Origin of the sequence: Cellvibrio sp. QJXJ, assembly GCF_024452345.1 — a bacterium.
Taxonomy (GTDB): domain Bacteria; phylum Pseudomonadota; class Gammaproteobacteria; order Pseudomonadales; family Cellvibrionaceae; genus Cellvibrio.
On record NZ_CP101662.1, the window covers coordinates 4,049,059 to 4,073,015 of the forward strand.

17 protein-coding genes are annotated in these 23,957 nt (G+C 51.7%); 9 read left to right on the plus strand and 8 right to left on the minus strand.

Annotated features, from left to right (window positions below):
* The first annotated feature begins 57 nt into the window (after window positions 1-57).
* Entirely contained in the window at window positions 58-2,358 is a 2,301-nt protein-coding gene (secD, locus tag NNX04_RS17525; protein WP_261946631.1) for a protein translocase subunit SecD, read from the plus strand.
* A 189-nt stretch (window positions 2,359-2,547) separates the two neighbouring features.
* On the opposite strand, the gene NNX04_RS17530 is transcribed toward secD, so the two are convergent.
* The 7 genes from NNX04_RS17530 to NNX04_RS17560 all read right to left on the minus strand — a co-directional run bounded on the left by NNX04_RS17530 (window position 2,548) and on the right by NNX04_RS17560 (window position 9,625).
* Complete coding sequence (locus NNX04_RS17530) at window positions 2,548-3,147, minus strand: hypothetical protein (RefSeq protein WP_261946632.1); 600 nt, start codon at window positions 3,145-3,147, stop codon at window positions 2,548-2,550.
* Window positions 3,148-3,207: 60 nt separating this feature from the next.
* A complete protein-coding gene (locus NNX04_RS17535) occupies window positions 3,208-3,870 on the minus strand; it encodes a hypothetical protein (protein WP_261946633.1) in 663 nt (220 codons plus the stop codon).
* 360 nt (window positions 3,871-4,230) lie between these two features.
* Window positions 4,231-4,812: a hypothetical protein gene (locus NNX04_RS17540; RefSeq protein ID WP_007645126.1), complete on the minus strand. Its 582-nt coding sequence runs from the start codon at window positions 4,810-4,812 to the stop codon at window positions 4,231-4,233.
* Between the two features lie 2 nt (window positions 4,813-4,814).
* Window positions 4,815-6,317 carry a phospholipid carrier-dependent glycosyltransferase gene (locus tag NNX04_RS17545; protein WP_261946634.1) on the minus strand — a complete coding sequence of 501 codons (1,503 nt, stop codon included), beginning with the start codon at window positions 6,315-6,317 and terminating at the stop codon, window positions 4,815-4,817.
* 37 nt (window positions 6,318-6,354) lie between these two features.
* Window positions 6,355-7,128: a ThuA domain-containing protein gene (locus NNX04_RS17550; protein WP_261946635.1), complete on the minus strand. Its 774-nt coding sequence runs from the start codon at window positions 7,126-7,128 to the stop codon at window positions 6,355-6,357.
* Window positions 7,129-7,290: 162 nt separating this feature from the next.
* Window positions 7,291-8,094 (minus strand): exosortase-dependent surface protein XDP1, encoded by an 804-nt coding sequence (gene xdp1, locus NNX04_RS17555; protein ID WP_261946636.1) that lies wholly within the window; start codon window positions 8,092-8,094, stop codon window positions 7,291-7,293.
* A gap of 217 nt (window positions 8,095-8,311) precedes the next feature.
* Window positions 8,312-9,625, minus strand: a complete 1,314-nt coding sequence (locus tag NNX04_RS17560; protein WP_261946637.1) for a cation:proton antiporter — start codon at window positions 9,623-9,625, stop codon at window positions 8,312-8,314.
* 212 nt (window positions 9,626-9,837) lie between these two features.
* Between NNX04_RS17560 and NNX04_RS17565 the strand changes: the two genes are divergently transcribed.
* The gene (locus NNX04_RS17565) at window positions 9,838-10,764 is read left to right on the plus strand and encodes a hydrogen peroxide-inducible genes activator (RefSeq protein ID WP_261946638.1); all 927 of its coding nucleotides are present in this window, start codon (window positions 9,838-9,840) and stop codon (window positions 10,762-10,764) included.
* The gene (locus NNX04_RS17570; protein ID WP_261946639.1) at window positions 10,764-12,272 is read left to right on the plus strand and encodes a tryptophan halogenase family protein; all 1,509 of its coding nucleotides are present in this window, start codon (window positions 10,764-10,766) and stop codon (window positions 12,270-12,272) included. Before NNX04_RS17565 ends, NNX04_RS17570 begins: the two co-directional genes overlap by 1 nt.
* On the opposite strand, the gene NNX04_RS17575 is transcribed toward NNX04_RS17570, so the two are convergent.
* Window positions 12,273-13,412, minus strand: a complete 1,140-nt coding sequence (locus NNX04_RS17575) for a flagella assembly protein FlgT middle domain-containing protein (RefSeq protein WP_261946640.1) — start codon at window positions 13,410-13,412, stop codon at window positions 12,273-12,275.
* Window positions 13,413-13,561: 149 nt separating this feature from the next.
* Here NNX04_RS17575 and NNX04_RS17580 point away from each other — a divergent pair, with 149 nt between their 5' ends.
* The 6 genes from NNX04_RS17580 to NNX04_RS17605 all read left to right on the plus strand — a co-directional run bounded on the left by NNX04_RS17580 (window position 13,562) and on the right by NNX04_RS17605 (window position 23,882).
* Window positions 13,562-14,017 (plus strand): hypothetical protein, encoded by a 456-nt coding sequence (locus tag NNX04_RS17580; protein WP_261946641.1) that lies wholly within the window; start codon window positions 13,562-13,564, stop codon window positions 14,015-14,017.
* Between the two features lie 243 nt (window positions 14,018-14,260).
* Window positions 14,261-18,712 carry a glutamate synthase large subunit gene (gene gltB, locus NNX04_RS17585; RefSeq protein WP_261946642.1) on the plus strand — a complete coding sequence of 1,484 codons (4,452 nt, stop codon included), beginning with the start codon at window positions 14,261-14,263 and terminating at the stop codon, window positions 18,710-18,712.
* 27 nt (window positions 18,713-18,739) lie between these two features.
* The gene (locus NNX04_RS17590) at window positions 18,740-20,158 is read left to right on the plus strand and encodes an FAD-dependent oxidoreductase (protein ID WP_007645102.1); all 1,419 of its coding nucleotides are present in this window, start codon (window positions 18,740-18,742) and stop codon (window positions 20,156-20,158) included.
* A 138-nt stretch (window positions 20,159-20,296) separates the two neighbouring features.
* Window positions 20,297-21,364, plus strand: a complete 1,068-nt coding sequence (gene hemE, locus NNX04_RS17595) for a uroporphyrinogen decarboxylase (RefSeq protein WP_261946643.1) — start codon at window positions 20,297-20,299, stop codon at window positions 21,362-21,364.
* Between the two features lie 221 nt (window positions 21,365-21,585).
* The gene (locus NNX04_RS17600) at window positions 21,586-22,953 is read left to right on the plus strand and encodes an HD-GYP domain-containing protein (protein WP_261946644.1); all 1,368 of its coding nucleotides are present in this window, start codon (window positions 21,586-21,588) and stop codon (window positions 22,951-22,953) included.
* Between the two features lie 164 nt (window positions 22,954-23,117).
* Window positions 23,118-23,882 carry a TerC family protein gene (locus NNX04_RS17605; RefSeq protein ID WP_007645097.1) on the plus strand — a complete coding sequence of 255 codons (765 nt, stop codon included), beginning with the start codon at window positions 23,118-23,120 and terminating at the stop codon, window positions 23,880-23,882.
* Window positions 23,883-23,957: the final 75 nt, after the last annotated feature.

The following is a 23,957-nucleotide window of genomic DNA, read 5'->3' on the forward strand; positions in this document are numbered from 1 at the left end:
ACATTTTAATTATTTTTTTGTGTACACCTCCTGCGTACGCAATGTGGAGTATTAGCGATGAAAACCCTTTTTTCGCGGGCTGTTATTTATGGCCTGATTATTTTATTTGGGCTGCTCAGTGCCCTGCCTAACGTATTACCCGAATCTGCATTACAAAAATTGCCCGATTGGTATGCGCAAAACCAATTAACGTTGGGGCTGGATTTGCGCGGCGGCTCGCATTTGTTGTTGGAAGTGGACACCAGCGAATTGGTGCGCGATAAAAACCCGACGCTGCATGAGCAAATAGTGCGCGATGCGGTCGAGCAAAGTTTGGAGGTGGTACGCCGCCGGCTGGATGAAACCGGCATGGTGGAACCGATGATTACGCGGCAGGGTAGTGACAGCATTTTAGTGCAGCTACCCGGGGTGAGTGACCCACAACATATTCGCGAGTTGTTGGGCACCACCGCGCGCATGACATTCCATTGGGCCGCCAATTCCCAATCGTCACTGCACACCAAAATTATCTCGGTTAAGGGCGAGGCGGGTGAGCGCTATCAATTGGAGGAGCGCATCGCATTGGAAGGAAAGCACATCAGCGATGCGCGCTTGGCGTTTAATCCGGACACCGGCGAACCTGTCGTCAATTTTAAATTGGATAAAGACGGTGCACGCCGTTTTGGCGATATGACCCAGCGCAATGTGGGGCGCTCGCTCGCGATTGTATTGGATGACACAGTGGTGACAGCGCCGGTTATTCGCAGTGCAATTACCGGTGGTAGCGGCGAAATTAGCGGATCGTTTACCAGTGCATCAGCCAATGATTTGGCGTTGTTGTTGCGCGCGGGTGCATTGCCCGCACCGCTCAAGGTAATTGAAGAGCGAACCGTGGGGCCGGATTTGGGAAGCGATGCAATCTCCATGGGCATCAGCACCGGTATTGTCGGCGCGCTGTTGGTGCTCGCGTTTATGGTAGGCATTTATGGCCGTTGGGGTTTTATTGCCTGTGTTGGTCTCGCGATTAATATTGGTTTGAGTTTTGGTGTGTTGAGCCTGCTCGGTGCGACGCTTACGCTGCCGGGTATCGCCGGTTTTATTTTAAGTGTGGGCATGGCGGTGGATGCGAATATTTTAATTAATGAACGTATCCGTGAAGAAACGCGGCGCGGCGAAAATGCGCTGCAGGCCTTGCGTGCCGGTTTCCAGCGCGCCTACAGCACCATTCTGGATTCCAATGTCACCTCGCTGATTGCTATTAGTTTATTGTTTTTATTCGGCAGCGGCCCAGTGCGCGGGTTTGCGGTCACTATGGCGGTGGGTTTATTAATCTCCATGTTTACCGCGATTTCGTTTACGCGTTTAGTTATGGAATGGCGCGTGAGCAAATTGGGTAAACAACCATTAATTATTTCCGGCATAAAATGGTTGGATAGTATCAGTGAAAAAACTATTCCGTTTTTACGCGCCCGTTTTTTTGGTTTGATGGCGTCTGCCGTTTTATCGTTGGCATCGGTGTTTTTATTTTTTAGCCCCGGCTTGCATTACGGCATCGATTTTAGTGGCGGAACTGTCATAGAAGTGAGCGCGCCGGATACCAATGTGAGTGCGTTGCGCAATGGTTTGCAGCAAGGCGAATACGCGCAGATAGCCATTCAGGAATTTGGTAGCGATGGTCATTACCTGCTGCGCTTGCCCATGCAATCCGCAGAGGATGTGGCGAATGGCAGCAGCGTACAAGCGGTAAAAAGTGCCGTGACTGCCATAGCACCGGATGCAGAATTTCCACGCGTAGAAATGGTTGGGCCACGCGTCAGTGGCGATTTTGGCGATGCGACTATCCTTGCGATTATTTTGGCAGGCCTGGGCATGTTGGGTTATTTATGGGTTCGTTTTGAATCGCATTTTGCGATGGCTGCTACTCTCACACTTGCACTCGATCTAACCAAAACCATCGGCTTTTTTGCGCTGGCAGGCGTGGAATTTAACCTCACCGCTGTCGCCGCACTGCTCGCGTTAATTGGTTATTCGGTGAATGATAAAGTCGTGGTGTTTGATCGCATCCGCGAAAACCTGCGCCTCACACCCGACAAGCCTTTAGTGCAGCTGCTTAATGAAAGCATCACCTCAACACTCACGCGCACCACCTTTACCTCGGTCACAACTTTCCTGGCATTACTGCCCATGGCAATTGCAGGCGGAAGCGCCGTATCCAGTTTTTCACTGCCCATGTTATTCGGCATAGTCATCGGCACCAGCTCATCCATTTTAATTGCTGCGCCGATTGTGTTGTTGCTGGGGGAGCGGAGAATGCGCAAAGGGAAATCGCAATTGCATGTTGCCAACGAAGCGCAGCGTGAAATTGATTTGTTGCCGTAGGAAGGAGTTTTTAATAGCTATCACCATTGGGTGATAGCTATGGTAGATTGGGCAGCAATGCCCAAAAAATTAAGTTATTAAATTCGTAGCCTGCATGAAGCCTAGCGAAATTCAGGAGTTTTAAATCGAATCGTTTCTCGCTCCTTAAGTATTCCCGGCATTTCGCAAATATTTTACCAAAGACGCTTCTTATGCGTCGCGCTGATGCTTTTTCCTATATTTATACATTGCAAATGAAAGACCTAAAATGGAAAGGATGCATAAAGCAATAAATAAGGTGCTTACAGTTTTGCTCACTAATAGTGTTAATAACTCATACTCGGGGCTTTTGTATTTCAAGCGCAATCTATCTGCCTCGATACGCCTCTTGTTGTTTTTTAAATCGATTAGCATTGCTTCATAGGCTATATTTTTTATTAATTTTTCTTTGTGTTCATTATTGGTTTCTGTAGTATTTCTATAATGCTCTATTGCATATTGACAATACCAAATAGAATTCTCAGACTTTAATGATGCATTTTTTAGACAAGTATCTAGCCAATCTATCGCAAGGCCATACCTTATTTCACTCTCTAATAGTCTATTTTCCTCTGCATATTGAATAGAGTCTTTATCCATTTCGGTTATTAAATGGTTCAAATAAATAGCTTGTGCAAAAAGGATTAATCCACCAAAAGCTATTAAAGTAAACATCCTTTTCCAAGCTGAATCAGCCGTCCATTTAAAATACCGATCTATTTTTCCTACTAAATTTTTAATGTTTTCATCTAAATCAGAAAGTTGACTCATGGTGCTCCTTTTCTTTTATAACGCCGCGATAAATCGTGTTTGATTGCTTTGTTAGAAATTTTATTTAGTTGTACCGTCTACAGAGAGGCGCAGGTTGTATATTTCATTAATTAATGTTTCCAAATCTTTATCCAATTCAGAAAGGCTTTTAATTGTTGGATGGTCTTCATTGGGGTTATTGTTTTTTAAATGGGTTAATGAGTTTTCAGAAAGGCCGGATTCTACTCCTGCGGACAATACGCTTATTCCGTAAATTTGTCCCGAAATGCTGGAAACAATGTCTATACATTTTTCTGGTAAAAATTCATATATATTTGGCTCATAGAATACTTCATACCTTTTTTGTATTGTTTTTGAAATTTCCGAAAAGGCAATTGCCGGGATTTTGCCGTCAATAATTGATTTAATGTGGCGAACTTTTTGACGAAGATCTTTAGTGACAGCTATTAAATAGTGTGTTGTACGAACAAGGTTAATGCGTTGCTCGCGGGCATCGATAATGTTGTTGTTGGCTATTATACGGTTGGCTATGCTACAACCAATTAATACGGAAAAACATGTAATGCTCGGCGTTAATAATGCCCAAAGTTCTGAGTGGCGTTCTTCTGTTATAAGAGATAAAGCCCTATAAACTAGAATTAAAAATAATGCCATTAGGGAATATTTTAAGGCTGCTATTTCTCTCTCTGCACGATTGAACTCTTTTAAATGCTGATGGATCATGTTTTCTCGCTTTTATTTTCTAACAACGTATTAAACGGCCAAAGCCGTGATTATTAAAATTACTATTGAGAAATATCAATTCAATAGTAGATAGGCATCTGCTTTGAATTGCTTTTTTATCGCCACACGATAAGTGATAAACGACGCTGGCCGAAGTTATCTTTATATTGCATCAACAGCCGCTTTGGAGACATTGTTGCCCTTCCATTCAGTTGTGGTTCGTAAACTCACCACAACCTACGGTCACATTTACGATATTCAAGCTGCCCCGCAATCACATCCCTTAACCATTTTTAATAATCGCTAAATGAATAACGCCCGCAGTTGCGGGCGTTTTTTATGGCAGTGGTAGAACTGCGATCAAAATTTCACGCTTTTAGAATCATCCCCAAACCAGTTGGGTTTTTCATCGCCGCGGGCGTATTGAACGGTGAAGCCGGAGTTGCCGAAGCCTTGGAAGTAGCTGATGGCGACTTGGTGTTGGCCTTCACTTAAATGGGTCATACAAACTTGCACGCTGTAGGGGCGGTCTTTTAAGTGTTCGCAAATTAATTTGCCATCAATACGCAAGGAAAAGCCGTCGTCGCTGCCCATTAAAAAGCGATAGGTGTCTGCTTGTTTAACGGTGATGGTGTGGTTTACATCCACAAAAAAGTCATCGGTATAGGTGGCGACGTTGCCCAGTTTGGGGTGACGGAAACGGCTTTTTTCTTCTAGGTTTAAGCGGTCTACCATTACCTCGCGGGTGACTTCAATGTCGCGGGCTTGATAGATATTGCCAATGCTTACGCGGTTTTTACTGATAACCAGTTTCACCACCGGATCGACTGTTACCGGTGTGATACGCACCAGAATTAAAATGGTTACCAGCGCGAGCAGCGCGGAAAAAATAGTGTTTTTGTGTAACAGCACGTTTTTGTTGAGAAGCGATTGAATGGCCATAATTATCTCACCACCTGCAGTTTCCAGAAGCTGAACCAGTTGCGCATTTCAAATTGATCTTCCGTCAGGCCAAAGCCATAGGTGAAGGGGGAGAAGAAGGCAAATACGGCGATTACCAATAGCGCAAATAAGCTGGCGTTGATAATGGTGTGTTTGTTGTTGGCGAGCACTTCGTCGCGGTAAATATAATTAAATACCAGTGCGAGATTGACGGCGCCAAACAGTAGCGGCACGAGATAGTGATACAAATACATCACGCGTTCGATTTGCAAAATCGCAATCATGTAGCTGAGGTAGAGCGCGGTGAAAGCGCAGATCCAATAAAATAATTTTTCGTCTTTGATGGGGTTGTTATAAACATAGCGGCCGATAATTAAACCTACCGACAAAATAATCCCGCCCAGTACCGAGAACCACACAATGGGGTTGCCAATCAGGTATTTGTATTTCACCACGACTTTGCCGTCGATAGTGTTTTTATCCCAGCGATAGCTAATGGTTTTTTTGCTAACCGGCCAGCCCATGGCGTAGCTGCCGTTTTCATCGGGTTTGCACACATCCAAACGCGGAACACCGTCGGCGTATTCAGACATGTATTTCCAGTTGTCGCGCATGCCCAGCATAAAGGTGGAGGGCGACCAGGTATTGCCGGAACGAATTTGGGTGAGATATTCAGGTGAGGCTTTGTAGGTGCGGTCTTTCACGATTTGCGTGCCCATGCCGATGTGCACATAAAACACCGCGAAAAATACCGCAGCAACCGGCAGCACGCCGGCTGGAACTGTGGTGGCTAAGCGGGTGAACAGCGCGCGCCACTGCCATTGTTTAATCGCGCTCCTTTGATCCACACCAAACAGCATGACAAACAATAGCAGCAAAATAAATGCATTCACTTTGACCGCGACGGCTAAGCCTATCCATACCCCGAGCAGTGCATAGTGTTTTAATAAAATGGCTTTTTGGTGATGAATAAAATCGGTGGCGACACGAACAAAATAATAGAGCGCACCGAGAATAAAAAAGAGTTGAATACCTTCGAGCATGGCAGCACGCGAGTGAATAACCAGGGCGTTGTCAAAAATCACCAAACTGGTAAACGCGGCAGCCAGCCATGCGCGTTGGGTTATCGCATTAATAATCCCGTAAAAAAATACCACGCCGAGCGCCATCATCATCACCGACGGCCAACGAAAGCCTTTGTAGGTCATGGTGGGTGGCGCGTTGTCGCCGGTTAAATAATCCGTCTCCAACAACTTTTGTTTATCGACCTCGCCGTTGCCACCAAACATCACCTCACCCACTGCCATCAGCATTTTGCCGAGCGGAGGGTGGGGCTCCATGTACATCACGCCATCGATATGTTTCTGGGCGGAGGCAACATGGTAGTTTTCATCCCAAAACATCGCTTGGGGACTGCCGTAGAAAGGAAAATAAATACCCAGTGAGATAATCAGAATCGCCACTGGGTAAATAAAACGTGCGTAGGTTTTTAGGAAAAGTTTCATAGTGTATTTTTTTTAGAGTTAGTGTTGTGCGTTGGAGTTATTTTTTGCGCAAACCTTTACCGGTTGCCGCCCAGAAAACACCGCCGTAAACATGTTCAAGAAATAGCGTGTCGCTGTAGGTGGCTGGCAGGTGACCGAGGGCGGTGTAAAACGCGCGGCCGCCATCGTAATTGTGGTACCAGGCGATGGGGTGGAACTTGCCCATGCCAGCGGTTTTTTTCTCGCCCCACTGGGCGCTGGGGTCGTAGGTTTTTTCATCAACAGCAAGTATGTAATTCAAACCGTTAATACGCTCCGCACCAAACTCATACCATTCATCTGTCCACAACAAACGATCCGGCATGCGATCCAGACCGGGGAATTTGCGATCCAGTACTTGTAGGTCTGCGCTTTGATTGGCGGGGTGAATATGAAAGGTGCGGCCTACCATTTTGGTGTACCAATCCCAGTCGTATTCGGTGTCGGAGGCGCTGTGCACACCCACAAAACCTTTGCCGGAACGAATAAAACGTTCCATCGCCGCTTGTTGCTCATCGTTGAGTATGTCGCCGGTGGTGAGCAGGAAAATCACGGCCTGATATTTTTGCAGTTTTTCATCGCTGAAAATGCTGGCGTCTTCGTGCCAATCCAACGCAAAGTCATGACGCTTGGCCATGGCGCGCATGGCGGTCACACCTTCGTTGATGGATTCATGGTGAAAGCCATTGGTTTTGGTAAACAGCAGCACATTAAATTGTTGTGCCTGAGCACTGAGGCTGGCTAACAGTAATGAGCAGGTAAAGGCAAGGGATAGCAGTAACTTGTTGTGCATCGTGGATGTACCTCGCGAAGAGATTGTTCTTGTTGTGTTTGAGCTTGTTATTGTTTTCAGCGTTTTTGTTGTTTGGGGCGGACGCCATCATAAGCGATTGAGATTTATAGGCAATAAAAAAGGGCGCCGAGGGCGCCCTTTTGCGTGCTACTACCAAACGTTTTAGTGGCGTTGATGGCGGCGCAAACCTGCCAGTGCCATCAGGCTCAGGCCGAGCAGTAACAATGAGCTGGGTTCCGGTACTTCAACCGGTGGACGCTCAACGGTCACGCCTTTGAGTTTGTAGAAATCGTCACCCGTGGTTTTGTTTTTGTTGGGGCCGCTAAAGGTATCGCCAAATACCGGGTTGTAGGCGCCAATCAGCCAGTACTGGGAGGCTACACCAGCAAAGTTAACGGCGCCCGAATTGCCATTGATATCGACATTGTAATAATTGCCGACAACTGACCAATTCTGGCCAAGCAGGTCTTCCCATTTTTGGCCCAACAGCGAGCTGCTGTTAAAGCTATCGCCATTGAATGCCAGAATCGAAATATCGGCATCGTTTTGATACCAGCCCAGATCAACGGAGGTCAGCTTGACCATTTCATCAAACGACAGCAGGTGCATGTCAAAGTCGCCACCTTGATTGTCAACAGCGTGGTTAGGTGAGTCGGTTTTTTCTACGCCCAAGCCATCCCACTTGCCGACGTGATTTTGTTCGATCGCTTTGTTAACGCTGGTGGTGTATTCCTGGCACTTGCCATAGCGGTACTTTTTACAGGTTTGGGTGGTGCCATAGGACCAACCGGTCACCGACAATTCCAAATCGGCCTCGCTGTAGTTGTACTGCATCGCATAGGTGCTATTAAGCACACCATTGCGTGAATCCGGAGTATTGAGGTCAATGCTGATGGGGGCGGCCAATACGGGGCTGATGGCGCCGAGCAAAGTTAAGCATCCAAGCAAATTAACTAATTTACGCATGGTGAAGATCCGTGTGAGTGAATGAGCTGGATCTGTAATGGCAATTTTGGTGCCATAGTTTATAAACTATTGATTTTGCTGTGATGCAGTTCTTGTTTTCAGGGTTTACGTTATTAATGTGATAAGAAAACCGACATTTTTGGTTGTGCCAACACAAGAAAAAAGCCCGAGCATGGCTCGGGCTAAAGGGCTCAAGTAAAAGGGGGCTAACAAGGGGCTAAACGATTTGTACCTTGGCGGGCGGTGCGGGCTCGTTATCGGCCTCTTCCGCGCCCACAGCACCAAGCTCTCCGGTTTTGCGTGCGTGTCTGCCATAAACAATTTCAAATAATGGTGATGCCATCAGGGTGGTCACTATGGCCATGAGTACCATTATGGAGAACAGCGCCGGGCCAATGACCCCGGCTTGTAAGCCGATATTGATAATGATCAGTTCCATCAGGCCACGCGCATTCATCAGGGCGCCAATGCCCATGGCGGTGCGATTATCGGCACCACACAGGCGGGCGGCGCCCCAGCAGGCAACCCCTTTGGCGACTATAGAGCCGATGAGGATCACGGCGGCAATTGCCAGCAACTCCACGTTGTTAACCATGGTCAATTGCGTATTTAAGCCTGAGTAGGTGAAGAAAATTGGAATCAGAATGATCACCACAAATGGTTCCAGCTGGCGCTTGATCTCTTGAGTGAGTTTGCCGCGTGGCATGACGGCACCCAACAGGAAACCGCCAAAGACTGCGTGTAAACCAATCGCATCGGCCGTGAAGGCGGCCAACATAAAACACATGATCACCAAGGCAAACAAGGTCGGACTGAGGGTTTGTTGTTGCTCTGCCGCGCGCGCCAGCGGAGCAAGAATTTTAGGTGCGACCAGGATCATAAAGGTGGCAAAAACGATACCGCCGATAATGGTTTTTACTGCCAGTTCTGCGCCAGCGCCGAAGGTTGCGAGCACTACAGCTAGTACGCACCAAGCGCCGGCATCATCGATGGCGCCGGCAGACAGTGAGAGTGTGCCGAGTTTGGTTTGGCTCAGGCCGCGTTCATGAATAATACGCGCCAGCATGGGAAAGGCGGTGATGGCAATGCAGGCGCCCATAAACAAGGTGGCACTGAACAGGGTGGCCTTCTCGGAAAATAAGCCTGGCACAGTCAGGAGCCAGGGGGTGATAGCAATCGCAACCAGAAATGGCGCCGCCTTTCCGGAAATAGACACAGCTGCCGCGCTCTTGAGATTTGCTTTGAAATGGTCGCCGCGAAACCCCAGGCCAACCAGAAACATGTACATCCCTACACCCAGCTGTGCGCCAACGTAGAGTACCCCCTTCATTTCTGTCGGGAACAGGCTTTTTTGTAGCTCGGGCATTAACAAGCCGAACAGTGATGGCCCCAGAATAACCCCGGCAATCATTTCACCCACTACTTGGGGTTGGTGAAGATACTTTTGTCCGATCCATCCCACCAGTCTACAGACTGCCAGAATGACGAACATTTGCAGGAAAAAAACGATGGAGAGTTGCGCGATTGTCATTGGGTACATCCATTTTTTATTGGTAATCATTTTTTGCTTTGGTTGCTCTGCAGCGATGAAGTGAGGCAACTTTTGCTTTGTACCGGATCTACATAATCTCTCACAATGCGAACCCCATAAGTTTTCTCTATGAGAATCCGCGGATTGTTTTTGCGTCACTTGATGCAACAGTGCAAACTAAAAGTACTTATTTGTCCGACCACTGAATATTTATGACTCTTATCGAACTTCGCTATATTGTTGAATTGGCTGACACGCGGCATTTTGGTCGCGCAGCGCAGCGCTGCAATGTCAGCCAACCAAATCTCAGTGTCGCAGTCAGGAATCTGGAGGCGGAGTTGGGGGGCGCGTTGTTCGAGCGCACCAAGACGGGAGTCCATCCAACCCCTTTGGGGGACAAGATTGTGGCGCAGGCAAAGGTGCTGCTGCAGGGCGTGGCCGATATTCACCAATTGGCCGACGCCGGGCGGGATCAATTGGGTAGCCCTTTGGCGCTGGGGGTTATTGCCACCCTTGGACCCTACCTGCTTCCCCAATTAATCCCTCATCTCGCCTTGCATGCGGCGGCCATGCCGTTGCGGGTGGAGGAGGCGTGCACACCGCTATTGCGGCAAAAGCTGCGCGCGGGAAGTTTGGATGCAATTGTGGTTTCCCTACCGTTTGCGGAGGCGGATGTGGTAGTGCAGGAGTTGTATGAGGAGCCGCTGGTGCTGATCATGCCCCAGTCCCACCCGCTTGCTGCGCTGACGATGATTGACTCTGCGGCGATTGCCGGGCAGCCCTTGTTATTGTTGGCCCAGGGGCATTGTTTGCGGGAACAGGTGATGACGCTATTTCCAGCCTGGTGCGACAGTGCATCGCCGATGGAGCTCAATAGCCTCGAAACGTTGCGCTACATGGTGGCGGCAGGTTTGGGGCTGGCGATCGTCCCGCGCTCGGCGGCGCCCATGGGGCTGTGCGCCGCCAATCGTTTGGTGGCGCGGCCATTGGTCATGCCCGGCGCCACACGCACCCTGGCGCTGGCATGGCGCGCGAGTTTTCCACGCCACAAGGCAATTGATGTGTTGCGTAAATCCATTCAAGTTTGCAGTGGCGCCTATTGGCGTTTTACCACCGAGCCCGAGTTGGCGGAGCAGTAATGAATTCCATAAAAAAAATAGTCATCCTCGGTGGCGGAGTATCGGGCTGGATTGCGGCGTCGATGCTAGCCGCCCAGGTGCGCCGCGATTTGTGCGAAATCGAATTGATCGAGTCCGAAGACATAGGTTCGGTCGGTGTGGGTGAATCCACTATTCCACCGGTAGTGCGGCTGATTACCAGTCTCGGCATCGACGAGGAGGATTTCATCCGCGAGACCCAGGCTTGTTACAAGCTCGGCATCAAGTTTGTGGATTGGCGCAGTAAAAACCAGTCCTATTTTCATCCTTATGGCGCACTGGGGCAGCGCATCGGCACGCAGGATTTCTACCAGTGCTGGCTCAAGGCGACTATGGCGGGGGGCGATTATCCGCTGCAGGATTTTTCCCCCTGTTCGGTGATGGCGGCTCAAGGGCGGTTTTTTTTGCCCGCGCAAGCCATGAACACTCCGATCGGTGGTGCCGGTTATGCGATTCATCTGGATGCAAAACTGGTTGCCGCCTATTTGCGGCGCTACGCCGAGGCCCGTGGCGTGGTGCGCAGCGAGGGCAATTATGTGGCGGTGGAGCGGCGCGACAATGGTTTTATTTCGGCGCTGGTATTGGCAGACGGGCGCAAAATCGAAGGCGACTTTTTTATCGATTGCTCGGGTTTCCGGGCGCTGTTGATTGACGGGGCCATGGCGGCGGGGTTTGAGGATTGGGCGCAATACTTGCCCTGCGATCGCGCCATAGTGGTCAAAACCGGCGCCGCGGGATCGCGCATGCCTTACACCACCGCTACCGCACGCAAGGCGGGCTGGTCCTGGCGGATTCCGCTGCGCAATGCCACCGGTCACGGTTATGTCTATTCCAGTCGTTTTTGCAGCGACACCGAGGCCAAAAGCACCCTGCTCGGCAATCTTGATGCGCCGCGTATCAATGACCCGCGCCTGATTAGCTTCAAGGCCGGGCGTCGCCTGGAGTTTTGGAAAAACAACTGTTTGGCGCTGGGCTTGGCGGGTGGTTTTGTGGAGCCGCTGGAGTCCACAGCGATTCACTTGATCGCCCGCGGTATGGATTATTTTTTGCGGTTTTTCCCCGACCTGGAATGCGAGCCCAGTCTGCGGCGCGAATACAACCGGCGGATGGCGGCGGATTATCAGGAGGTGCGCGATTTTATTGTGTTGCACTACTGCACCAGTGAGCGCAGCGACAGCGATTTTTGGCGCTGGTGTCAAACCATGCCACTGCCCGATTCGCTGCGCGAACGTATCGAATTATTCAAAGGCCACGGCATTGTGCGCGAGGAGCGCGACGAACTGTTTCGCAGTGCCAGCTGGCAATCGGTGTTTGAGGGCATGGGGATTCGGCCAGCCAAATACAGCCCGAGGGTAGATAATATCGAGCTGGCGCAGATCAACGAGAATTTGAAACTGGCGCGTTCGGCGATCCTCAATATGGTGAAAACCCTGCCCACCCACGATGACTATCTCGCCGGGCGTTTTGGTGTGCCGGTGGTGGATCAGTAGTTAGTCAATCACCGCTAAATAGTGACCACTCAAATAGCTGCCATCCTCAACCACCGCGGTGCTGTGCGAGGGATAAACTTCGCTCAAGTGCAGCTGCGTCGGGCGTCTGACCAGGCGGGTTTCGCTCACCTGATATTCGCTGTTAGACCCCACCACAATCACCTGGTAAAGCTGCATTTTTGCGCCCGCCTGCAGGCCGTTATTGGCGCCCCCTTGAAGGATGACCTGGGTCTGCCCCGGGTGGGCATCAATACTGGCGATGTAGGGTTGGCAATCAACCGTTTGGGCTATGTCATCACTGATGGCGCCGCTCAGTTTTGCCACGTTTCTGCCATAGGGTGTTTTCAAAAACGCGGGCGAGTCAAAACCTATCGCTTTGCGGGTATTCCACACACCGCTAGCGCTATAGCGGCGATTCAGTAGAGGTTCGCCCGTAAAACCGTCGCGCAGTTCAAGTTCCAGAGTAAATAGGCGGGTGCGTTTGTCGAATTTTTCAATGCCGGTCAGGTTGTGAAATCCATTGGCTAATTGACGGTAGAGGCCGGGATTGTAGGTGCTACTGGCATCCGTCATCGCCATGTCATCGATAGTGCCACTGAGGACAAACTGGGCGCGGGTTTGACGGGCTATTTTTTGCGCCTGCTGTTTTAATTGTGTTTCGCTGAGGTTGGGCAGGGCAAAGCCCTGGGCGATCATCGCCGGTGGCAGCAGCTGATGAGTGCGTGTGAGTTGGGCGCGAATCATCTCGGGAATGCCGGCCTCTGCCGCATATAAATTACCAGCGTTGGCGCTTTGCGGGTTGCGTCGGGTAAAGCGGGTAATTACCAGTGACTTGTGCAACGTGTTGTGATCGCGGCTGCGATCTGCGCATTGGTTTTGTGGCAGGTAGTGAGTTTGTGCGGGGGTATCCGCACCCGCTTCACTCGGTGGTGGTGTAGTGCTTGCGGGCAGTTGGGCAGTGCCGACCACAACTGCATCAGCTGTGTTTTGGCTGAGTGCTACCTTGCCTTCCGGTCGGTAGGCAATGTCATCGGGTACCAGTGGATTGGCGCACAGCGCTGAACTCAGCCCCAGAATACTGGTCAACAGCAGGCTCTTGGCGAGCTGCGGTAGCGGGTTGAGTGATCTAATTGAACCCATGGCCGGCTCCAGTGTTAAGCGGGTATAGTGATGCAAGGTGTATGGCTATCACAAAACTATCGGCCCCCGGGCGTATTTCTTTAGGCTCTTGTGGTTGTGATCAAAAGTCAGTGGCGCTGCGTTGGTGGTGCAAAGGTTGGAGTGGGTTGATGAATAAATTCCGGGCGTTGCTGATCCTGGTGCTGGGTCTGATGGTGGGCTGTAGCTCGGCAGGCCGCAGCTATGTAAAAAGTGAAATGAACGAAACCCTTGAGGTGGAGGTTTTGCCGAATCAGAGCAAGATGTTTACCTATCGCCTGCGCTGGCCAGAGGATCAGATCCCTAACCATATTCGCGTTAGTCGCGATGGCAACGATAGTCGCCGCGACTTTTACGAGGGCGGCATAACTGTCGGTCGCAATACGCACGAGCGACTGCTGGAAAATACCGCCTATGTTGTTGAAAAAGTGGGTTATTGCCGCGAAGGCTTCTTTGAGTTGGATCGCAGTATCTCGCGCTATCACCTATGGGTGCGCGGCGAATGCAAAGAGAGTGCAAACGCCGCTGACCAGCAGGCATTTGGCGCCAAACAGGTGCTAACCGCAGAGCGCTGGCACCAGTCCTGATATTTTTGTTGCGTGCAGTTCCTGCGGTTTTTTGCGCCAGTCTGCCGCTTATATCAACAGCCAACTTGCCCCCGGCTGTCTTGCTAATACCCCTCTAAGCGGGTAATATCCTGCGCCCATTTGCCTAGCCCCTACACCTCAGGGGCTTTTTTGTCTGGGATGCAATTTGGCGCAGCTTTCGCATGAGCTTTGCGCCCTTAATCTTCGTATCCCTTGATAGTGATTTTTGTTGAGAATCAGCCTATGACCACTGGCCTCTACCAGATAGACGAGTTCAAAGATAACTGCGGTTTTGGTTTGATTGCCCATTTAAAGGGCAAGACCAGCCATCGTCTGCTTACTACGGCAATCGAAGCCCTGACCTGCATGACCCACCGCGGTGGTATCAATGCGGACGGTAAAACCGGCGACGGTTGTGGCCTGCTGATCCAAAAGCCGGACAGTTTCTTGCGCGCTGTGGCAAAAGAAGCTTGTGGTGCTGAGCTGACCTCTATTTATGGTGTGGGCGCGATTATGCTCAGCCGCGACCCTGCCATTGCCGACAAGGCGCGCGCGGTTGTCACCGAAGAATTGACTGCCCAGGGCTTGATTGTGGCCGGCTGGCGCGAAGTGCCGGTTGACCCCAGCTGCCTCGGCCCTATTGCCATGAAGTCGCTGCCAACCTTTAATCACCTGTTTGTGAACAACCCGGATCTGAGCCTGCAAGAGGTCAACTCCAAGTTGTTTATGGCCCGTCGCAAAGCGGAAATCCGTTTGAAAGACGACAAGGCCTTCTACGTGGCCAGTTTGAGCACCGGTATCCTGTCCTACAAAGGCTTGATGATGCCGGTTGATTTGCCGCGCTTTTTCTCTGACTTGGCCGATGAGCGTTTGGAGACCGCGATCTGTGTATTCCACCAGCGCTTCTCCACTAACACTATGCCGCAGTGGCCACTGGCGCAGCCTTTCCGCATGTTGGCGCACAACGGCGAGATCAACACCATTGTGGGCAACCGCAACTGGGCGGTAGCGCGCACCCCTAAATTTGTGACGCCACTGCTGCCGGATTTGCACACAGTGACGCCGCTGGTGAATCGCACCGGTTCTGACTCATCCAGCCTGGATAACATGCTGGAAATCCTGACCTTGGGTGGTATGGAGCTGCACCGCGCTATTCGTATGCTGGTGCCGCCGGCCTGGCAGAACGTGGAGAACATGGACCCGGATCTGCGCGCGTTCTACGAATACAACTCTATGCATATCGAGCCGTGGGATGGCCCCGCTGGTTTGGTAATTACCGATGGCCGCTACGCCGTTTGTACCCTCGACCGCAACGGCTTGCGTCCTTCGCGCTGGGTAATCACTAAAGACGATATGATCACCGTGGCCTCGGAAGTAGGGGTATACGCCTATGATCCAGCCGATGTGGTCGCCAAAGGCCGCCTCGGCCCAGGCCAAATCATGTCGATCGATACTGCGACTGGCACCCTGCACAACACTCAGGATATCGACAACCAGTTGAAATCCACCCAGCCCTATAAAAAGTGGCTGAAAGAGCGTGCGCTGCGCATCGAGTCAACCCTCAATACTGACGCGAAAGAAAACGGTATCGAAGGTATTGCTCTCAAAGCCAACATGAAAATGTTCCAAGTGAGCTTTGAAGAGCGTGACCAATTATTACGCCCCTTGGCTGAAGGTGGTCAAGAAGCCGTAGGCTCCATGGGTGACGATACCCCGATGGCCGTACTATCACGTCAACAGCGTTCACTCTACGACTACTTCCGTCAGCAGTTTGCGCAGGTGACTAACCCGCCCATCGACCCGCTGCGCGAAGCGATTGTGATGTCGCTGGAAACTTGCCTCGGACGCGAATTGCCGGTGTACGACGAGCTGCCGGAGCACGCTGACCGCGTGATTCTCACTTCGCCGGTATTATCGCCGGAAAAATTCCGCGGTCTGATGGCGCTGAATCGCCCCGGCTACGCGGTAGCCAGATTTTCGCTCTACTACAAAGCGGAAGAGACTAACCTGAAAGCGGCGCTGATCAAGCTGTGCGACGATGTTGCGGCGGCGGTTAAGTCAGGCAAAGTATTGATGGTGCTGAGCGATTACGGCTTTGAAAAAGGCCAATTGCCCATTCCCGCCCTGCTGGCGGTGGGTGCGGTCAACCAGCATTTGACTAATGTTGGCCTGCGCTGCGACTCCAACCTGATTGTAGAGACCGGCAGCGCACGCGACCCGCATCAAATTGCGGCGCTGATCGCCTACGGTGCCACAGCGGTCTACCCTTACCTCAGCTATCACGTGTTGAACGATCTGATCGAGACCGGTGAGCTGTTGACTGATGTAGACACAGCTTACAAAAACTACCGCAAGGGTATCGACAAAGGTCTGCTCAAAATCCTGTCGAAGATGGGTATTTCCACCATCACTTCCTACCGCAGTGCGCAGTTGTTTGAAGCCATTGGTCTGGCCGAAGAAGTGATTAACATGTGCTTTGAAAGCACTCCGTCCCGCGTGGCCGGTGCGCGTTTTGAAGACTTGGAAGAAGATCAAAAGATTCTGGCACAAACCGCCTGGATCGAGCGCAAGCCAATCGTGCAGGGCGGCCTGCTCAAGTATGTACACGGCTCCGAATATCACGCCTACAACCCCGATGTAGTGCAGAGCCTGCAAAAGGCGGTGCAGAGCGGTAACTATGCGCTCTGGCGCAACTACGCTGACCTGGTAAACAAGCGCCCGGTGTCCATGCTGCGCGACCTGTTGGCGATTCGCGAAGACCTGTGCACCCCGATCCCACTGTCGCAAGTGGAGCCGGTGGAAAGCATTATCAAGCGTTTTGACTCGGCGGGTATGTCGCTCGGTGCCCTGTCACCCGAGGCGCACGAAGCCTTGGCTGAAGCCATGAACCGTTTGGGTGGACGCTCCAACTCCGGTGAAGGCGGTGAAGACCCAGCGCGTTACGGCACTATAAAGACCTCCAAAATCAAACAAGTGGCCTCGGGCCGTTTTGGTGTGACACCGGCTTATTTGGTGAATGCTGAAGTGCTGCAAATTAAAGTCGCCCAGGGTGCAAAACCCGGTGAAGGCGGCCAGTTGCCTGGCGGTAAAGTAAATGCGTTGATTGCGCGTCTGCGTCACTCGGTGCCCGGTGTTACCCTGATTTCGCCACCGCCGCACCACGATATTTATTCGATTGAAGATCTGGCGCAGCTGATTTATGACTTGAAACAAGTTAACCCGGATGCGCTGGTATCGGTGAAGCTGGTATCGCGCCCGGGTGTAGGCACTATCGCTGCCGGTGTGGCCAAGGCCTATGCCGATTTGATCACTATTTCCGGCTACGACGGCGGCACCGCGGCAAGCCCCTTGACCTCGATTAAATACGCCGGTTCGCCGTGGGAATTGGGTCTGTCTGAAACCCATCAAACCCTGCGCGCCAATGACCTGCGCGATAAAGTGCGCGTGCAGACTGACGGTGGTTTAAAGACCGGTCTGGACGTGGTGAAAGCGGCGATGCTCGGTGCCGAAAGCTTTGGTTTTGGTACTGGCCCGATGGTCGCGCTCGGCTGTAAATACCTGCGTATTTGCCACCTGAACAACTGCGCCACCGGTGTTGCTACCCAGCAGGACAAACTGCGTAAAGACCATTACATTGGCACAGTCGAAATGGCGATGAACTTTTTCAAGTTCGTAGCAGAAGAAACCCGCGAGTGGATGGCGCGTATGGGCGTGCGCACCCTCGGCGAATTGGTTGGCCGTGTGGATCTGCTCAAGGTGTTGGAGGGTGAAACCACCAAACAGCAGCAATTGGATTTAAGCCCGATCATTTATACCGATGATTATCTGGCGACCAAACCCCAATTGTGTGCCGTCAGCAAAAATGAGCCATTCGACAAAGGCGAAACCGCTGAAGCGATGGTCAAAGTATTGCTGCCTGCCATTGAAGCCAAAGCCGGCGGCGAGTTTGAGTTCCATATCACCAACTGCGACCGTTCCATCGGTGCGCGTATCAGCGGTGAAATTGCCAAACGCTATGGCAATGACGGCATGTCCGACAAACCGCTGAAACTGAAACTGACCGGTATTGCCGGCCAGAGTTTTGGGGTGTGGAACGCCGGTGGTCTGGACATGTACCTCGAAGGTGATGCCAACGACTACGTCGGTAAAGGTATGGCGGGTGGCAAGTTAGTGATTCGCCCACCGCGCAACTCCGGTTTCAAATCGAACAAAACCAGTATTTTGGGTAACACCTGTCTGTATGGCGCGACTGGCGGTAAGTTGTTCGCAGCCGGTACGGCGGGCGAGCGCTGCGGCGTGCGTAACTCCGGTGCCCATGTGGTAGTGGAAGGTGCGGGCGATCACTGCTGTGAATACATGACGGGCGGGGTGGTGACGGTACTGGGTCAAACCGGTGTGAATTTCGGTGCGGGTATGACCGGCGGTTTTGCCTACGTGCTGGATGAGGCCAACGACTTTGTGGATCGCTATAACCACGAGCTGGTGGATATTCACCGTATCAATACCGAGGCAGTGGAGGCGCATCGCCACCACCTGCGCACTGTAATCGAAGAATTTGTACAAGAGACTGAAAGTGCATGGGGCCAACACCTGCTGGACAACTTCGATGACTACATCGGCAAGTTCTGGCTGGTTAAACCCAAAGCGGCGTCTTTGGGCAGTTTGTTGGTCAGTTTCCGCAAGCGCGGCGAATAACTCTTGGTGACGAGTGAGGTCAAAATCATGTCAGCACGTTTAAGCAATGACTTTCAGTTTCTCGATGTGGGTCGTCAGGACCCCACCAAGAAAGACATAGAAACCCGCAGACGTAACTTTGTGGAGATCTACCAACCCTTCGCCAAAGAAGAAGTGGAAGGTCAGGCCCATCGCTGCCTGGAGTGTGGTAACCCCTACTGCGAGTGGAAGTGCCCGGTGCACAACTTCATCCCTAACTGGTTGAAGCTGATTTCCGAAGGCAATATTTTTGAAGCGGCTGAACTCAGCCATCAAACCAACTCACTGCCGGAAGTTTGTGGCCGGGTATGCCCGCAGGATCGCCTGTGTGAAGGCGCCTGTACCCTGAATGACGGTTTTGGTGCGGTGACTATCGGTAACGCCGAAAAGTACATTACCGATACCGCCTTTGCCATGGGCTGGAAACCGGACATGTCCAAAGTGGTTTGGACTAACAAAAAAGTAGCCGTAATTGGCGCTGGCCCAGCGGGTATTGGCTGTGCTGACGTACTGGTGCGCAACGGTGTTAAACCAGTGGTATTTGATAAGTACCCTGAAATCGGTGGCCTGCTAACCTTTGGTATTCCCGAGTTCAAGCTGGAAAAATCAGTGATGAGCCGTCGCCGCGAAATCTTTACCGAAATGGGTATTGAGTTCCGCTTGAATACCGAAGTGGGTAAAGACATCACCATGGAAGAATTACTGCGCGATTATGACGCGGTATTCATGGGCATGGGCACTTACACCTATATGAAAGGTGGTTTCCCAGGTGAAGACTTACCCGGTGTTTATGACGCGCTGCCCTTCCTCGTTGCCAATGTGAATCGCAACCTCGGTTTTGAAAAAAGCCCGGAAGACTTCATCAGCGTCGCCGGTAAAAAAGTAGTGGTGCTGGGTGGTGGCGATACCGCCATGGACTGTAACCGCACCTCGATTCGTCAAGGCGCTAGCAGTGTGACCTGTGCTTATCGTCGCGACGAAGAAAACATGCCCGGCTCTAAACGCGAAGTGGCCAATGCCAAAGAAGAAGGCGTGCAGTTCCTCTACAACCGTCAGCCAGTGGCGGTAGTGGGTAACGGCAAAGTGGAAGGCGTAAAAGTGGTGACTACCCAAATGGGTGAGCCGGACGAAAAAGGCCGTCGCAGCCCGGTAGTGGTGCCAGGTTCAGAAGAAATTTTGCCTGCCGACGTAGTCTTGATCGCTTTTGGTTTCCGCCCAAGCCCGCAGCCTTGGTTTGAAACCAATGGCGTGAAAGTGAACAGCTGGGGTGGCGTGGTAGCGCCTGAACAGCAGCAGTTCAAGTTCCAAACCAGCAACCCTAAAGTTTTTGCCGGCGGCGATATGGTGCGCGGATCTGATTTGGTGGTAACGGCAATTTGGGAAGGCCGTGAAGCAGCGGATGGGATTCTGGATTACTTAAACGTCTAATTTCCGTAGGGGCGCTGCTTGCCGCGCCCCTGTTTGACCGCATATATTCGGGCGCAGCAAGCAGCGCCCCTACAACCCCGCCTTTGCGGGGTTTGTTTTATCCAACACACGCAAGGCATTGGGCCTGAGGATAAGAGCATGACCGAACTCAAAAACGACCGCTTCCTACGCGCCTTACTCAAGCAGCCTGTCGATGTGACGCCGGTATGGATGATGCGCCAGGCCGGGCGCTATCTGCCTGAGTACCGCGCCAGCCGCGCCAAAGCGGGCGATTTTATGGGGCTGTGCACCAATCCCGAGGCGGCCTGCGAAGTCACCTTGCAGCCGCTGGATCGCTACCCCGGTCTGGATGCCGCCATTCTCTTCTCCGATATCCTCACCATCCCTGACGCTATGGGTTTAGGCCTGTATTTTGAAACTGGCGAAGGCCCCAAATTCAAGAAAGCCGTGCGCACCGAAGCCGATGTCAACGCGCTCAAGGTGATCAACCCGGAGCAGGATCTACCCTATGTGGTCAATGCGGTGAAAACTATTCGTCGCGAGTTGAATGGACGCGTGCCGCTTATCGGTTTCTCCGGCAGCCCCTGGACGCTGGCGACTTATATGATCGAAGGTGGCTCAAGCCGCGATTTCCGTCGCGCCAAAGAAATGCTCTACAACCAGCCGCAGGTGATGCACCAGTTGTTGAATGTATTGGCCGACTCGGTGATTGTTTACCTCAATGCCCAAATTTTGGCGGGGGCGCAGGCGGTGCAGGTTTTTGATACTTGGGGCGGCGCGCTGTCACATGCTGCCTATCAGGAGTTTTCCCTCAAATACATGCACAAAATCGTCAATGGTTTGATCCGTGAGCACGAAGGCCGGCAGGTACCGGTCATCCTCTTCACCAAAGGTGGTGGCCAGTGGCTGGAAGCTATGGCGGCGACCGGTGCTACCGCGTTGGGCTTGGATTGGACCACCGATATAGCCACCGCGCGCGCGCGCGTTGGCAGTAAAGTCGCGCTGCAGGGCAATATGGACCCGACAATTTTGTACGCCTCACCGGAGCAGATTCGCGCTGAGGTTGGCACTATTCTCGCGGCTTACGGCAGTGGCTCGGGTCACGTATTCAACCTGGGGCACGGCATTACCCCGGAAGTAGATCCGGCGCACGCTGGCGCGTTTATCAACGCAGTTCACGATTTATCTGCTAGCTATCACGCATAATTTTGTAGTCATTTGTCGCCTGTCAGCATCTTTTAGCCGCCATTGGGCTATGGGTGCTGGTGCGGCGTGATTATCTTCATTACACTCGACGCAACATCTGGTTTTTTAGGAAGATTTACTCCCCCCGGAATCCTGAGATCACTGGCAGCTCTGTCGTAGTTGGCCGGTATCCCCGATTTAATAAGGCTGATAACACCATTGGGTGATATGGAGAGCAAGGCGTGGCAATTAAACAGGTTAAAGTTGATGTCAACGAATTAACCATCGGTATGTATATATCCGGTCTGGATCGCCCCTGGTCGCAGACACCCTTTCCTTTGCAGGGTTTTTACCTGCGCGATCTGGGAGAGATCAATCAACTTAAAGCCCTCTGCAATTATGTCTACATCGATGTGGAGAAGGGCCGCGGCCCCATCTCTGCCAACCTGAAAACTATTGCAGCACCCACCAAAAAAACCACGACTCGCGAGCGGGTTAACAGTTTCACCGAGACTTTGGCGCCGCTGAAAATCCAGCGCGGCTTATACCGCGAGGTGACGCCGCTGCAACGCGAAGTAAAGCAAGCGCGTCAGTTGCACCAAAAAGTTTACGGTGCAGTGGTGGAGGTGATGGAGCAGCTTGAAAAAAACCAGTTTGATGATTTGTCGCTCGGCGAGACCAAGCGTGTCGCGAGCGAAATGGTCGATAGTGTAGTGCGCAACCCTGACGCCTTTACTTGGTTGTCGCGGGTGCAGGAAAAAGACGAATACACTTACAGCCATGCGGTGCGCTCCTCGGTGTGGGCGATTTTATTTGGCCGTCATATCGGCCTGCCCAAACGCGATCTGGATGTACTGGCAATGGGGGTGTTGCTGAAAGATGTGGGCAAGGTAATGCTCGATGCCAGCCTGATTACCAGCCTCAATCGCTCGACCGAAGAAGAAGCGCTCTATGAGAGCTTCGTGGAAATTGGCTGTGAAATTTTGCGTAAAACCCAAGGGGTTGAGCCACGTGTGATCGCCGTGGTTAAGACCCATTGCGAACGCTTGAACGGCAGCGGCTTCCCGCATGGCTTGTCGGGCGACAAGATCCCCCTCATGGGCAAAATTGCCGGCATAGTGACTTATTACGATCATGTCACTAACCCGCGCGGCTCGCGCGACCCTATAGCGCCCTCCAAGGCCGTCGCCAAGTTGTACGAGTTGCGCAACATCCAGTTCCAGGAAGAGTTGGTAGTCGAATTTATCCGAGCCATTGGTCTCTACCCGACCGGTACTTTAGTCGAGTTGAGTACCGGTGAAGTGGCCGTTGTCGTGGAGCAAAACTTTGAGCGCCGGCTAAAACCCAAGGTTATTGTGGTATTGGATACACTCAAGCAGCCGCTCAATGAATATCTGTTACTGGATTTGTCGGAGGACGATAAACGCAAACAGGAGCTTATTGATTCCGGCAAAAAGAATCGCCATGAGATTGAAAAGATTGAAATCGCCCGCGATCTTGAGCCGGGAAGCTATGACGTGGATATCGCAGGCATTCGCGATCACTATTTAATGCGCACTGAAAAGAAAGGTTTGATGGCATTGCTCAGCCGCCTGACCACTCGCAGCTAAAGCCAAACAGTTGAATTGTTAAGTTTTAGTAAAAAAACCGCATTCAATGAATGCGGTTTTTTTATAGCTAGGTAGAATGGCCCGCCCGCTGAGCGGGGTGTTTGCTGCGGTGTAAGTGCCGGGACAGTAAATGAATACACGCGAATTAATCAGAGAGAAATAGCATGTTTGAATGGTTGGCAAGTCCCGAAGCCTGGGTTGCATTGGCAACATTAACGGCGTTGGAAATTGTTCTGGGGATCGACAATATTATTTTCATCTCCATTCTGGTGGGCCGCCTGCCCGAGCATCAGCGCAAGTTTGCGCGCAATGTGGGTTTGGGCTTGGCGATGATCACTCGTTTGGCGCTGCTTTTCTCCCTTGCGTGGGTGATGGGCTTGGTTGACCCGCTGTTCAGTGTTTTAGGCCAGGAGATTTCCGGGCGCGACATTATTTTGATTGGCGGTGGCTTGTTCCTGATTGCCAAGGCGACCCATGAAATTCACAGCAGTTTGGAGGGTGCAGTGGAAACCGAGCGCAATATCGCTGCCCATGGTTTGCTGATTGTTCTGGTGCAAATTGCGATTCTCGATATCGTTTTCTCACTCGATTCGGTGATTACCGCGGTGGGCCTGGTGGATCAGGTACCGATCATGGCCACGGCAATCATTATCGCGGTGGGCGTTATGTTATTTGCGGCTAAATCCATTGGTGAGTTTGTGGATGCACACCCGACTATTAAAATTCTTGCCCTGTCCTTTTTGGTGATTGTGGGCTTTACCCTGTTGGTGGAAGGTTTTGATGTGCATGTACCTAAGGGCTATATCTACTTCGCCATGGCCTTCTCGCTGGGCGTGGAGATGATCAATATCAAAATGCGTAAATCCACCGATAAACCTGTGGAGCTGCGCAAGGATTATCCGGGCGATCAAACCGAATCGCGCGACTAACTCCGGGGGTAGAACCCTGAATAAGCAAAAAGGCCGATCAACAGATCGGCCTTTTTGGTTTTAAACCACTTAAAC